This is a genomic window from Yinghuangia sp. ASG 101 (genome assembly GCF_021165735.1).
Lineage (GTDB): Bacteria > Actinomycetota > Actinomycetes > Streptomycetales > Streptomycetaceae > Yinghuangia.
Genome location: NZ_CP088911.1, coordinates 884,447 through 897,997, shown reverse-complemented (window position 1 = coordinate 897,997; position 13,551 = coordinate 884,447). Strand labels below are relative to the sequence as shown.

The 13,551-nt window shown below is 73.0% G+C and carries 10 protein-coding genes; 5 read left to right on the top strand and 5 right to left on the bottom strand.

All coding sequences use genetic code 11. The features are described from left to right. Nucleotides 1-353 precede the first annotated feature (353 nt). Complete coding sequence (locus LO772_RS03485; protein ID WP_231776848.1) at nucleotides 354-731, bottom strand: MarR family winged helix-turn-helix transcriptional regulator; 378 nt, start codon at nucleotides 729-731, stop codon at nucleotides 354-356. Nucleotides 732-832: 101 nt separating this feature from the next. Here LO772_RS03485 and LO772_RS03480 point away from each other — a divergent pair, with 101 nt between their 5' ends. Then, the gene (locus LO772_RS03480) at nucleotides 833-2,326 is read left to right on the top strand and encodes an MFS transporter (protein WP_231776847.1); all 1,494 of its coding nucleotides are present in this window, start codon (nucleotides 833-835) and stop codon (nucleotides 2,324-2,326) included. 176 nt (nucleotides 2,327-2,502) lie between these two features. Then, nucleotides 2,503-2,940, top strand: a complete 438-nt coding sequence (locus LO772_RS03475; protein ID WP_231776846.1) for a pyridoxamine 5'-phosphate oxidase family protein — start codon at nucleotides 2,503-2,505, stop codon at nucleotides 2,938-2,940. A 52-nt stretch (nucleotides 2,941-2,992) separates the two neighbouring features. Here LO772_RS03475 and LO772_RS03470 read toward each other — a convergent pair whose 3' ends face one another. Further along, the gene (locus LO772_RS03470; RefSeq protein ID WP_231776845.1) at nucleotides 2,993-4,741 is read right to left on the bottom strand and encodes a GAF domain-containing sensor histidine kinase; all 1,749 of its coding nucleotides are present in this window, start codon (nucleotides 4,739-4,741) and stop codon (nucleotides 2,993-2,995) included. Nucleotides 4,742-4,920: 179 nt separating this feature from the next. Continuing rightward, on the bottom strand, nucleotides 4,921-7,323 hold the full coding sequence (locus tag LO772_RS03465; RefSeq protein ID WP_231776844.1) for a phosphoketolase family protein: 2,403 nt from the start codon (nucleotides 7,321-7,323) through the stop codon (nucleotides 4,921-4,923). 326 nt (nucleotides 7,324-7,649) lie between these two features. Between LO772_RS03465 and LO772_RS03460 the strand changes: the two genes are divergently transcribed. Continuing rightward, entirely contained in the window at nucleotides 7,650-8,318 is a 669-nt protein-coding gene (locus LO772_RS03460) for a response regulator (RefSeq protein WP_231776843.1), read from the top strand. A 22-nt stretch (nucleotides 8,319-8,340) separates the two neighbouring features. On the opposite strand, the gene LO772_RS03455 is transcribed toward LO772_RS03460, so the two are convergent. Beyond that, on the bottom strand, nucleotides 8,341-9,444 hold the full coding sequence (locus LO772_RS03455) for an acetate/propionate family kinase (protein ID WP_231776842.1): 1,104 nt from the start codon (nucleotides 9,442-9,444) through the stop codon (nucleotides 8,341-8,343). 511 nt (nucleotides 9,445-9,955) lie between these two features. On the opposite strand from LO772_RS03455, the gene LO772_RS03450 reads away from it, so the two are divergent. Then, nucleotides 9,956-10,939, top strand: coding sequence for an Acg family FMN-binding oxidoreductase (locus tag LO772_RS03450; RefSeq protein WP_231776841.1), 984 nt, complete (start codon nucleotides 9,956-9,958; stop codon nucleotides 10,937-10,939). 103 nt (nucleotides 10,940-11,042) lie between these two features. Beyond that, a complete protein-coding gene (locus tag LO772_RS03445; protein ID WP_231776840.1) occupies nucleotides 11,043-11,969 on the top strand; it encodes a universal stress protein in 927 nt (308 codons plus the stop codon). Nucleotides 11,970-12,035: 66 nt separating this feature from the next. Here the strand turns inward: LO772_RS03445 and LO772_RS03440 are convergent, their stop codons facing one another. Next, complete coding sequence (locus tag LO772_RS03440) at nucleotides 12,036-13,334, bottom strand: amidohydrolase family protein (protein ID WP_231776839.1); 1,299 nt, start codon at nucleotides 13,332-13,334, stop codon at nucleotides 12,036-12,038. Between the last annotated feature and the right edge of the window lie 217 nt (nucleotides 13,335-13,551).

Genomic DNA, 13,551 nt, shown 5'->3' with positions numbered 1-13,551 from the left:
CACCGTCGAACGCGTCATTCCCCACCGAGGCCTCCCATTTGCCGTCGCCCGTTGACCTGCCGGAAACATTAGAGCGGGACTCTTGCTTTTGGGAAGTGCCATTCTACTTTTTTCAGAAAGGTGCTCTGGGGGTCGCGCAGGGCAGGCGAACGGGCGCGGAGCGTGGCCGTGGCGGCGAGTGCCGACGGCGGGTCGGCGGGGTGCCGGGCGAGCGGAGCCGCCGGATCACGGGGCGTGACGGGCGGCGCGTGTGCGCTTGAAGGTTTCCCCGGCCCGCCGCGGACAACCGCGCGGCACGCGGGCGCGTGCCGCGGTGGTGCGGGGGCGGTCCGCGCGGATTCGGGGTGGGCCGCCTAGGAGGGCGTGAACTGCCGCTTCAATACGTCAAGTTGGGTGTCGCGCGCGGCGGTGTGCACGGCGCGCCCCTCGTCGGTGGCGGTGACGAAGACGCCCCGGCGGTCGGTGTCGCAGATGGCGCGCCCGACGAGGCCGCACTTCTCCAGCCGGGCCACGGCGCGCGACATCGCGCTCTGGCTGAGGTGGAGGTCGCCGACCAGCTCCTGGACCCGAGCCTTGCAGCCGTCGGCGGCGACCAGGCGGTCCAGCACCTCGTAGTCGCTCATCGTCAGGCCGTGCCTGGCCTGGAGCGTGCGATCGAGCTCGTGGGCGACCCGGCTGTACTCGGACAGCAGGGTCCGCCACTGGTCGATCAACGAGGCCTCGGCGTTCATCCCGGAAGGGTAGCGCCGACCACTCATACCATGCAAGAGAATTTAGTGCACCTGCATTTTATGCGTAGACATTCAATGCACGTGCATATAAGTTGGCGGTCATGTCCCCGACAGACGAGACGCTCGCGGGCTCCTCCCGCGCCAACTCCCTTGCCTCCCCGGGCGCTTCGGCCGCCACCCAGCACTGGACCCCGCGACTGTGGGGCGTCCTCGGCGTCCTGTGCCTCGTGCTCTTCCTCGACGGCCTCGACGTGTCCATGGTCGGCGTCGCCCTTCCCTCGATCGGCCACGAACTCGGCCTCTCCGCGACGTCGCTGCAGTGGATCGTCAACGGCTACGTGCTCGGCTACGGCGGCCTGATGATGCTCGGCGGCCGGACGGCCGACCTGCTCGGCCGCCGCCGCGTCTTCCTCATCGCCCTCGCGGTCTTCGCCGCCGCCTCGCTGCTCGGCGGGCTCGTCGACAGCGGCGGCCTGCTCATCGCCACCCGATTCATCAAGGGCCTCGCCGCCGCGTTCACCGCGCCCACCGCGCTGTCGATCCTGACCACGACGTTCCCCGAGGGGCCCGCCCGCAACAGGGCCCTGTCGGTGTTCTCCGTCTTCGGCGCGAGCGGCTACTCGTCCGGCCTCATCCTGGGCGGCCTGCTCACCAGCGTCGGATGGCGCTGGACGTTCCTGATCCCGGTGCCGCTGGCCGTCCTCGCCCTCATCGCCGGCTACTTCCTGATCCCGCGCGACCGGCCCGCCGACACCGGCGGCCACGACCTCGCCGGAGCCGTCACCCTCAGCGGCGGCATGCTGCTCGCCGTCTACACCGTCGTCTCCGCACCCGAACGCGGCTGGACCGCACCCCTGACCATCGGCTCGATCGTCCTCGCCGCGATCCTTCTCATCACCTTCGTCATCGTCGAGAAGCGGCTCGAACACCCGCTGGTACGGCTCGGCATCCTGCGCGTCCCCACGGTCGTCCGCGCGAACATCAGCATCATCGCCCTGATGGGCTCCTACATGAGCTTCCAGTTCGTGATGACGCTCTACCTCCAGGACGGCCTCGGCTGGTCCGCGCTGCGCATGGCCCTCGGCCTGCTTCCCGCCGGCCTCGTCGTCGCCTTCGGATCGCCCTTTATGGGGCGCCTCATCAACCGCTACGGCACCGCGCCGTTCCTCGTCGCGTCGATGACGTCCCTGAGCCTGGGCTACGTGTGGTTCCTCGCCACCGCCGGAACCACCCCGGGCTACGCCCTCACGATCCTGCCCACGATGCTCCTCCTCGGCGGCGGCTTCGGGTTCGGGTTCAGCGCGATCATGGCGCAGGCCACCGAAGGCATCGACGACTCCGAACAGGGCCTGGCCTCCGGCCTCGTCCAGACCTCCGGCCAGGTCGGCGCCGCCTTCATCCTCGCGGTGGTCACCGCGGTCACCACCGGAGCCACCGCCGGCGACACCGACATCGGCCCGTTCCGCCCCGGCGTCAACGTCGTCACCGGCGTCGCGATAGCCGGCCTCCTCATCAACCTCATTCCCCTCCTCCTGGGCCCCCGCGGCAACGCCCCCAAGCCCCCGACGCCGAACCGCCAACTGGTCCACCACTGAGGCACGTCCGCCCGATCCGCCGCGCCGGTCCACCCGGCGCGGCGGATCGCGTTCTCCGCGGTCGGGGTGGTGACGGACCACGACCTGCCGGGGGTGCCGGCCGGGCTGCTGGAGGGGGCGGGGTAGGGGGCCGTTCGGCCCTGTCGGCGAGGGCGGCGTCCGGCGAGGATCTTCGGATGCGGAACGAGAGCGCGGGACCCGGCGTCGTCCGTCGGGCGCGCATGATTGACCTCGGCAGGGACGAAGCCCTGGCCCTGTTGGCGACCGCACCCATCGGGCGCGTGGTGTTCTCCCAACGCGCGCTGCCGGCGGTCCGGCCGGTCAACTTCGCCGTCCACGGGCCCGACGTGGTCTTCCGGGTGCGCGGCGACTCCCGGTTCGCGGGCGCGCTCGACGGCAACGTCGTCGCGTTCGAGGCCGACCAGATCGACCCCGCGCGCCGTGCGGGCTGGAGCGTGGTGGTCACCGGGCTGGCCGAACTCCTCACGGGCGGCGCCGACTACGAACGCCTGCTCGCGGTCGCGCCCGTGCCGTGGGCGCCCGGCGACCACAACCGCGTGGTCCGCGTCCGCGTCGAACTCGTGACGGGACGGCGTATCTCCCGCCGCACCTGATCCGCCGCGCGCGGGAAACCGGACGCTGCCGTCCGGATCATGGTCGCGGCGGTCACCCGGCGTCCGGGTAGGGCGCGCGCCACGCCAGCACCGTCCCGCGGGCGTCGTCCCGCGCGGCGACCGCGAAGGCGCCGCCGAGATCCGCCGCCCGCGCCGCGAGGTTGGCGAGGCCGCTGCTGCGGGTGCGGTCCGCGGGGATGCCCGTGCCGTTGTCCGTCACCGTCACGCGCACCTCCGTCGCGGTGGCCTCCAGCGCGACCTCGGCGCGCGTCGCCCCGGCGTGCCGGGCGACGTTCGACAGGGCCTCGCGCAGCACCGCGACGACGTGGTCGGCGAACTCCTCGGGGACGGCCGTGTCGAGCAGGCCCTCCAGGCGCAACGTCGGGGCGAAGCCCAGGTGTTCGCCCGCCTCGTCGGCGAGCTGGAGGACGCGCGTGCGCAGCCCCGTCCCCTTGCCGCGCTCGCGGGCCTTGAGCGAGAAGATCGTCGACCGGATGAGCCGGATGGTCTCGTCCAGGTCGTCGACGTTCCGCATGATCCGGTCGACGGCGTCCTGGCGATCGACGATCCGAGTGACGCCCTGGAGCGACATGCCGGACGCGAAAAGCCGCTGGATGGCCACGTCATGCAGGTCGCGCGCGATCCGGTCGCGTTCCTGAAAGACCGTCAGCAACTCGGCGTCGCGCCGCCGTTCGGCGACCTCCAGGGCGAGTGCCGCGTGCCCGGCGAACCCCGAGACCATCGCGACGGCCGCGTCGGAGAACGGGGGCCGCCCGGACCGCGCCATGACCTGGAGCACGCCGCGCACGTGCTCCGGCGTCCCGAGGGGGAGCATGAACGCCGCCCCCATGCCCTGGTACGCGTCGCTGCCGCCGTGCCCGCGTACGCGCGGATCCGCGGCCAGATCCTCCGTCACGGCGATCTCGTTCGTGGCGTGGACGGTGCCCACCAGCGTCGGCCCGCCGCCCAGCACCAGGCCGCGCACGGCGTCCGCGCGCAGCCCGTGGGCCGCGTCGATGACCAGGTCACCGGTGCCCGGGATCGGGACGGCGAGCGTCACCAGGTCGGCGTCGGCCATCTCGCGGACCGTGCCCGCGAAGGACCGCAGCACGTCGGACGGGTCGGCACCGGACAGCAGGCTCCGCGTCAGCTCCGAGGCCGCCGCGAGCCACTGCTCGCGCCGCCGCGCCCGGTCGTACAACCGCGCGTTGTCGATCGCGACGCCCGCGGCGGCGGCGAGCGTGCGCAGCACGGCCTCGTCGTCGTCGTCGAAATCCGCGCCGCCGCGCTTCTCGGTCAGGTAGAGATTGCCGAACACCTCGTCGCGGATGCGGATGGGCACACCCAGAAACGTGCTCATCGGCGGGTGGTTCGGCGGGAAACCGAACGACTCGGGATGCCGCGCGATCTCGTGCAGGCGGATCGGATGCGGATCGCGGATCACCAGGCCGAGAATGCCCCGGCCGGCCGGGAACGACCCGATCCGCGCGATGGTGTCGGCATCCAGCCCGACCGGCAGGAACCGGGCGAGCCGCCCTTCGTCCCCGATCACGCCGAGCGCGCCGTATCGGGCGTCGACCAGGGTTGCGGCGGATTCCACGATCCGCCGCAGCACCGTCTCCAGCTCCAGATCGCTCCCCACCGCGAGGACGGCCTCCAGGAGCGTGTGGACCCGGTCGCGCGTCGCCCGCACGACGCCGATGTGCGCCTGGAGCTCGTCGAGCAGTTCGTCGAGGCGCATGCGGGGGAGCGGTGCGCGCTTCGCGTCGTGCCCGCGGTCCGTCCCGGCGTCGTCCGGCATGGCCTCTCCCCCAGGTGACGGAGTCGGCACGCGGCGGCCCCGGAAGCTGTGTGGCGGCCCCCATTCTGCCGCCGGGCGGGTCGGCGGACGAACCGGTGGGGTGGGGAGGGGGTGGGGATGGGGTGGGGAGGGGAGTCGGCGGGGGCCGCACGGCGGCGGGGGAGAGGTCCGCCCACGGGTCATCCGGAAGCCTGGCCGCCCTCCCCCGCCGGGACGTTCCACCGCCAGTCGCGGATCTCCGGCATGTCCTCGCCGTGTTCGCGGATCCAGGAGTGGTGGCGGGTGCGCATGTCCGTCATGAGCTGGCGCACGTCGGCGGCGTTGCGGCCCAGGGTCGGGACGCGGTCGATGACGTCGATGACGCGCTGGTAGCGGTCCATGTCGTTGAGGACGACCATGTCGAACGGCGTTGTGGTGGTGCCGAATTCCTTGTATCCGCGGACGTGCAGCTGGGCGTGGCCCTGCCGCCGGTACGTCATGCGGTGGATCAGCCACGGATAGCCGTGGTACGCGAAGATCACCGGCACGTCCGTGCCGAACAACGCGTCGTAGTCGGCGTCGGGCATCCCGTGCGGGTGCTCGGACGGCGGCAGCAGCCGCATCAGGTCGACGATGTTGACCACCCGCACCCGCAGTTCGGGCAGGTGGCGGCGCAACAGGTCGACGGCGCCGAGGGTTTCGAGGGTCGGCACGTCGCCCGCACAGGCCAGCACGACGTCCGGCGAACCCTGGTCGTTGGACGCGAACTCCCATACTCCCGCGCCCCGGACGCAGTGCAGGCGGGCGGACTCGATGTCGAGCCAACTCGGCGTCGGCTGCTTGCCCGCGACGACGACGTTGACCAGCCCGCGGCTGCGCAGCACGTGGTCCGCGGTGACCAGCAGCGTGTTGGCGTCCGGCGGGAAGTAGACGCGGACGACCTCGGGCCGTTTGTTGACCACATGGTCGACGAACCCGGGGTCCTGGTGCGAGAAGCCGTTGTTGTCCTGACGCCAGACGTGCGACGTCAGAAGGTAGTTGAGCGACGGGATCGGGGGCCGCCAGTCGAGTTTCGCCGACTCGTGCAGCCACTTCGCGTGCTGGTTGAACATCGACGAGACCAGGTGGGTGAACGCCTCGTAGGTCGAGAACACGCCGTGGCGTCCGGTCAGCAGGTAGCCCTCCAGCCAGCCCTGGCACGTGTGTTCGGACAGGATCTCCATCACCCGGCCGTCGCCCGCGAGGTGTTGGTCCACGTCGAGGAACGGGCCCTGCCACGCCTTGGGGCTCGCCTCGTACACCGCCGCGAGGCGGTTCGACGCGGTCTCGTCCGGGCCGAACATCCGGAAGTCGCGGCGCGGCGCGCTCGCCGCCATCACGTCCCGCAGCCACGCGCCCAGCGCCCGCGTGGGCTCGTCGAGGCCGAAGCCGGGGGCGGGGACGCCGACCGCGTAGTCGGCCACGTCCGGCAGCGGCAGGGAGCGTACGAGCAGGCCGCCGTTGGCGTGCGGCACCGCACCGAGGCGCGCGTCGCCGGGGGGCACGTTGGCGAGCACGTCGGCCGTGGGCCGCCCCTCGGTGTCGAACAACTCGTCGGGCCGGTACGAGCGCAGCCACCGCTCCAGCAGGCGCAGGTGCTCCGGGTTCTCCCGCACGGCCGTCAGCGGGACCTGGTGGGACCGCCACGTGCCCTCGACCGGCTGCCCGTCGACCTCGTGCGGGCCCGTCCAGCCCTTGGGGGTGCGCAGCACGATCATGGGCCAGTGCGGGCGGCCGACCTCGCGGCCGTCGCGCGCCGCCGCCTGGATGCGCGCGATCTCGTCGAGCGAGCGGTCCAGCGCCCGCGCGAGCGCGGTGTGCACGGTGTCGGGGTCGTCGCCCTCGACGTACTCCGGCACCCAGCCGCAGCCGGTCAGCAGCGCGTCCAGCTCCTCGCGGGGCAGGCGGGCGAGGACCGCGGGGTTGGCGATCTTCCAGCCGTTGAGGTGCAGGATCGGCAGCACCGCGCCGTCCGAGACCGGGCTCAGGAACTTCGTCCCGTGCCAGGACGCGGCCAGCGGGCCCGTCTCCGCCTCGCCGTCGCCGATGACGCAGGCGACCACCAGGTCGGGGTTGTCGAACGCCGCGCCGAACGCGTGGGACAGGCTGTAGCCCAGCTCGCCGCCCTCGTGGATCGAACCGGGCACACACGGCGCGATGTGGCTCGGCACGCCACCCGGGAACGAGAACTCCCGGAACAGCGTCCGCATGCCCGCGATGTCGCGCGACACGTCCGGGTAGCGCTCGGTGTACGTGCCGTCCAGCCACGCGCCCGCGAGCGCCGCCGGACCGCCGTGGCCGGGCCCGGTCACGTGCATCATCGTCGTGCCGCGCTCCCGGATGACGCGGTTGAGGTGCGCGTACACCAGGTTCAGGCCGGGACAGGTACCCCAGTGGCCGAGCAGCCTCGGCTTGACGTGTTCGGGCCGCAACGGCTCGGTGAGCAGCGGGTTGTCCATGAGGTAGAGCTGGCCGACCGCGAGATAGTTCGCGGCCCGCCACCACGCGTTCACCGTGTGCGTCGCGGTGAGCCGGGTGCCGGCCACCGGGATGAGGTCGGTCATGGGTCCTCCTCGGAGATCGCGCGCCGCGTCCCCGGCGCTCCCGTCCGCCGCCTGGAACGCTGCCCCGGATGTGGCGCGCGACACCAGGGCCGTTCGGCCCTGGGGCCCGGCGGCCCGCTTCGGCAGTCTCGGATCGGGCGGCATCGGGCGGGTCGGTCCCTACCCCTCCCGGCCCGGTGCGGCCCGCTCGGTGCCTCGACTGCCCGGGGGAGACGGCCGTACACGTGCCTGTCGGCGGCCGGGGCGCGCTCGCGAGACTGGACGACGGCACGGCACACGACACAGAGGCCGCACCACCGGCCGAGGAAGACGGAGGCGAGACCCCGATGACGTCCCCGAGCCCGCCGATCCGGGTGTTCCTGCTCGACGACCACGAGATCGTCCGCCGAGGCCTGTGCGACCTGCTCGGCGCCGAGCCCGACATCGAGGTCGTGGGCGAGTCCGCGTCCGCGCGGGAGGCGATGCGCCGCATCCCCGCGCTCGACCCGGACGTCGCCGTCCTCGACGGGCGGCTGCCGGACGGCAGCGGCATCGACGTGTGCCGCGAGGTCCGCTCCCGGTTCCCGCACATCAAGGCGCTGATCCTGACGTCGTACGACGACGAGGACGCGCTCTTCGCCGCGATCATGGCCGGCGCCGCCGGCTACGTGCTCAAGCAGATCCGCGGCAACGACCTCGTCGACGGGGTGCGCCGCGTCGCCGCCGGGCAGTCGCTGCTCGACCCGGTCATCACCGCCAAGGTGCTCGACCGCGTCCGCACCGGCAACACCGTCGACCCGCGCCTCGCCGAACTGTCCGCCCGCGAACGCGAAGTGCTGGACCTCGTGACGCAGGGCCTGACGAACCGGCAGATCGCCGAGCGGATGCGGCTCGCGGAGAAGACGGTGAAGAACTACGTCTCCGCGCTGCTGGCCAAACTCGGCCTCGAACGCCGCGTACAGGCCGCGGTGTTCGCCACCGAGGTGCATCGGAGGCCCCCGGGCGGAGCGGGCTGAGGGGCGGCCGTCGGGGGCACTCTCACGGCGCCAGCAGGCGCCGGGTCTCGGCCGCGACCTCGACGTCCTCGCGTGCGGTGACGACGAGGGAGCGCACCGCCGCTCCCGGCGCCGTGATGTCGGCGTCGGCGTGCGCTTCCTCGTTGGCGTCCGGGGCCACCGCGACGCCCAGGAACCCCAGGTGCTCGGTGGCCGCCGCCCGTACGCCGGAGTCGTGTTCGCCGACGCCGCCGGTGAACACGAGCACGTCGAGACCGCCCATCGCGGCGGCCATCGCGGCGACGTGGGTCCGGATCCGGTACGCGTACATCCGCCGCGCGGCCCGTGCGGCCTCGTCGCCCCGGTCCGCCGCCTCGCGGATCGCGCGCATGTCGCCGCCGTGGCCCGCGAGCGCCGCCAGGCCCGAGCGGTGCTCCAGCGCGTCGTCCAGGTCGTCGAGCCCGACGCCCTCGCGCAGCAGCCGCACCACGAGACCCGCGTCGACGTCGCCGGGACGGGTCGCCATCACCAGGCCCTCGGTCGGCGTGAAGCCCATCGTCGTATCGACGGACACGCCGCCGCGCACCGCGCACAGCGACGCCCCGGCCCCCAGATGGCACGTGACCACGCGCACGGACGCCGGATCCAGCCCGGTGAGCCCCGCCGCGCGGCCCGCGGCATACGCGTGGGACAGGCCGTGGAAGCCGTAGCGCCGCAGGTGCCACCGGTCGCGCCACGCGCGCGGCAGCGCGTACGTCGCCGCTTCGGCGGGCAGCGAGCGGTGGAACGCCGTATCGAAGCACGCCACCGCCGGCGTCGTCGGCAGCGCCTCGCGCACCGCGTCGATCGCGGCGAGCGCCCGCCCCTGGTGCAGGGGCGCGAGCGGCGTCAGCGACGCGATGCCGGCGACCGTCTCGGGCGACACCCGGACCGGCCCCGGGAACACGTCGCCGCCGTGCACCACGCGGTGCCCGACCGCGTCGATCGGCCCGGCCCCGCGGACGAACTCGCCGACCGCGGCGGGCGGAATGAAGTCGGGGACCCGCAGGTCGGCCCGGCACCGGGCGGTGCCGTCGGGCCCGAGGACGGACAGCTTCAGACTCGACGACCCCGCGTTGACGACCAGGACGTGTTTGGCATTCACCATGGCCTGCGCTTTCCCGCGTCGGGGCCGCGCAGTCGCGAAACGCCCGGGCCGCGGGGGCACGCCCCGCCGTCGTGACGCCCTCTCCCGGCGCGGCCGGGCCGGGCGCCGGGACGCCGCCCGTGCGGTCCCCGGCCGCGCCGCACGCGATCGTTTGACGCCCGCGGCACGGGGCAATGCGCGGTACACACAACCGGCCGGCCCGGGGCGTCGGCCGTCGCGCGACCACACGTAACGCCCCGAAGCGCGCCGGAGCCGGAGAGTCCGAATCCCGCACCCCGGGAGCGGCGGCGTCCCGTCTCGGCGGCGGGCCGCGGCCGAGGGACCCGCGGGAAGCCGTGTCGCGAACGCCTCGGGGCGGCTCCCCCGCCACGCGATCCCGTGCGTCGCGAACACGGGCCGTTCGGCCCTGGGGCCCGGGTCCGACGGCCCTGCCCGGTCCGCACGCCGCCGAGGAGTCTGGAGTCACCGGGCGGTCCACGAACAGCCGCCTCCGCCGTCCAGGAGGTCGATCATGATCCGCGCGCCCCTCACCCCCAAACAGCGCGAGCGCGTCCTGCGTGCCGCCACGTCGGCGCCCTCCAAGCACAACACGCAGCCGTGGTGGTTCCGGTGGGACGGCGACGACCTCGAGGTGCACATCGACCCCGAGCGCGTGCTGCCCCGCGCCGATCCGGACGGCCGCGAGGCGCACATCGCGTGCGGCGCCGCCGCGTTCGCCGCGCGCCTGGGTTACGCGTCGCTCGGGCTCGGCACCGACACCGCCCTGCTCCCCGCCCCGCACGAACCGCTGTACGCCGCGCGCCTCCGGGTCGTGGGCGCCGCGCCCGACCCGCGGTTCGAGACGCTGTACTGGAGCCTGCCGAGCCGCCGCACCAACCGGGCGCCGTTCCGCGACACGGCCATCCCGTCGCTCGTCCTGGAGTATCTGCGCGACGCCGCGCGCGACGAGGGCACGTGGCTGCGGGTCGTCGGGCGCGAGCCGGCGTACGAACACCTGCTGACGCTCATCCGCGTGGCGACCGGCCTGGAGGACGACTACCTCCGCGAGGAACGCGCCGCCTGGGTGGACGCGCCCGACGCCCGGCACCGCCGCGACGGCGTGCCCGCCCGCAGCCTGGGCCCGCGACCGCAGGACCCCACCGGCGCGGTGCGCGACCTCGCCGTCGGACGGGACACCCCGGGGCGCGGCACGACCGCCTTCGAGCGCCACCCGACGCTCGCGGTCCTGGAGACCCGCGACGACACGCCGGTGCAGTGGCTCGTCGCGGGGCAGGCGCTGCTGCGCGTCCTGGTCACCGGCACCCGGTACGGCGTCGCCGCGTCGTTCGCCAACCAGGCCCTGGAATACCCCGACCTGCGGGACGAAGTCGCCTCCGAGGCCAAGCACTTCGGCACCGCGCAAATGGTGCTGCGGCTCGGCATGGGCACCGAGGTGCCGCCCACGCCGCGCCGACCCCTGAGCGACGTGGTCGGCCCGAGGACGCGCCACGTCTGACCGCGGCGCGAACACCCGTGCCGGACCCGGGCGTTACCCCGACCACTCGCGGCGGCCGGGGGACCGGCGCGATCAACTGTCACTGCGTCACGAGGAGTTCGAGATGACCGAGGACAACGACCGGACGAGCGCGCACGTGATCGTCGCGGTCGACGGATCGCCCGCCGCGGACAACGCGGTCGACTGGGCCGCCGACGAGGCCGCGCTGCGCGGCACCCGACTGGAGGTCCTGCACGCATGGGAGTGGAAGCCGTACGAGGGCCACGAGTGGTACGGCGAACAACTGCTCGGCGTGTCCGACGACATCCTTGAGGCCGCCGTGACCCGCGCGCGGGCGCGTCGCCCCGAGTTGGCGATCACCGCGACCGTCGACCACGGCGTCGCCGAGGAGGTCGTCGGCCGGGCCGGCGACCGGGCCGGGCTGCTGGTCATGGGCAGCCGGGGGCGCGGCGGCTTCACCGGCATGCTGCTCGGCTCGGTCAGCCGCTCCGTCGCGGCGGAGGGACGCTGCCCGCTGCTGGTGGTCCGTGCGGGGCTCGACGGCACCGCGGAGCCGAGGTTCGACGGGGAATCCCCGCGCGTCGACACACGCGTGGTGGTCGTGGGCGTCGCCGACGAGTCGTGCCTGCCGGCGGTCGAGGCCGCCCACGCCGAGGCCGTCGCGCGGGGGCAGCGCCTGCGGGCCGTGCACGCCTGGTCGTTCCCCGACATGCCGGCGTACGGGCTCGCCGGCGCGGGGCCGACCGCGGAGGCCGTCCGCATGTGCCGGGAGAACGGCGAGGCCGTCCTGACGCGGACGCTGGAGCGGGTGCGCGCACGGCACGGGGACGCGTCCGACTCCGTCGACGTGGTCGAGGACGTGGTCAACGGCGGGCGGGCCCGCGTCATGGTCGAGGCGTCGCGGGACGCCTCGCTCGTGGTCGTCGCGACGCACAAGCGCCCGGGCCGCATCGGACGCCACCTCGGCCCGGTGACCCACGCGCTGCTGCACCACGCGCACGCGCCGGTGCTGCTCGTCCCGATTCCGTGACGGCGACGCACGAGGCGGTGGGACCCGCCGGTCCCACCGCGCCGTGCGGCTCCTCGGGGCGGAGCGTCAGCTCGGTGCCACCGCGGCCATGCGGGCACGGTCGCGGAACGCCTCCAGCTTGTCGGACGGGTCCACGACGCGGTGACTGCGGGACCGGACGCTGATGTCGTGTCCTTCGGCCTTGGCGCGCAGCGCGCCCACGGTGGCCTGGTCGCGGGGGATGTGGGTGAACGGGTCGAAGGAGTACCAGCGCATGGCGTTCTCGAACGTGATCTTGTTGATGTCCTCGTCCGGGACGTCGTGGCGTGTGAAGTCGCGCCACAGTTCCTCGGGGGCGTTCGGCCACATCGAGTCGGAGTGCGGGTAGTCGCATTCCCACGTGATGTTGTCGATGCCGATGTCGTGGCGCAGCTTGAGGCCGAGGGGGTCGGAGATGAAGCACGTGAGGAAGTGCTCGCGGAAGACCTCGGACGGGAGCTTGCCGCCGAAGTCCTGGAGCGTCCAGGTGGCGTGCATGTCGAAGGTGCGGTCGACGCGTTCCAGGAAGTAGGGGATCCACCCGGTGCCGCCCTCGGAGAGCGCGATTTTGATGTCCGGGAAGTCCTTGATGACGCGCGACCACAGCAGGTCGGCCGCGGCCGAGACGATGTTCATCGGCTGGAGGGTGATCATCACGTCCGGCGGCGAGTCGGCAGACGGCAGTGAGACCATGCGTCCCGACGAGCCGATGTGGATCGACACGACCGTGTTGGTGTCGCAGCACGCCTTCCACAGCGGGTTCCAGTACTCGTCGTGGAAGCTGGGGTAGCCGAGCGCCGACGGGTTCTCCGTGAAGGTGAGCGAGTGCACGCCCTTCTTCGCGTTGCGGCGCACCTCGGCGGCACACAACTGGGCGTCCCAGATCACCGGCAGCGCCATCGGGATGAAGCGGCCCGGGTGCCTGCCGCACCACTCGTCGACGTGCCAGTCGTTGTACGCGCGGACCAGCGCGAGGGAGAAGTCCACGTCCTCGGTGGCGAAGAGCCGGGCCGCGAAGCCGGGGAACGACGGGAAGTTCATCTGCGCGAGCATCCCGCCCGCGTTCATGTCCTTGACGCGCTCGTCGACGTCGTAGCAGCCGGGCCGGATCTCGTCGAGGCCCTGGGGCTCCAGCCCGTACTCCTCCTTGGGGCGCCCGGCGACGGCGTTCAGCGCGGAGTTCGTGATCACCGTGTCGCGGAACTGCCAGACGTCGGTGCCGTCTTCGCGGTGGACGAGGCGCGGGGCGTCGTCCTTGTAGCGCTCGGGCAGGTGGTTCACGAACATGTCCGGCGGCTCGATGATGTGGTCGTCGACGCTGATCAGGATCATGTCATCGCGGTGCATAAAGCGGTTTTCCCTTCTCGTCACCTGCCGCCTGAACCAGCCGCCGATTCGCCGTCGGATGGACATCTCCGATGCCCGGCGTAGTCTGCCTCGGAGTCGCTGCAACAGTGCGGGCGATGCATAACCGTACGACTCGGTACGGTTATGGGTCAATGAGTTCCGCTCGGCAGCGGGGCCACCCCATGTCCGGATGCGGTTTCGCACCCGGGCCGGCCCA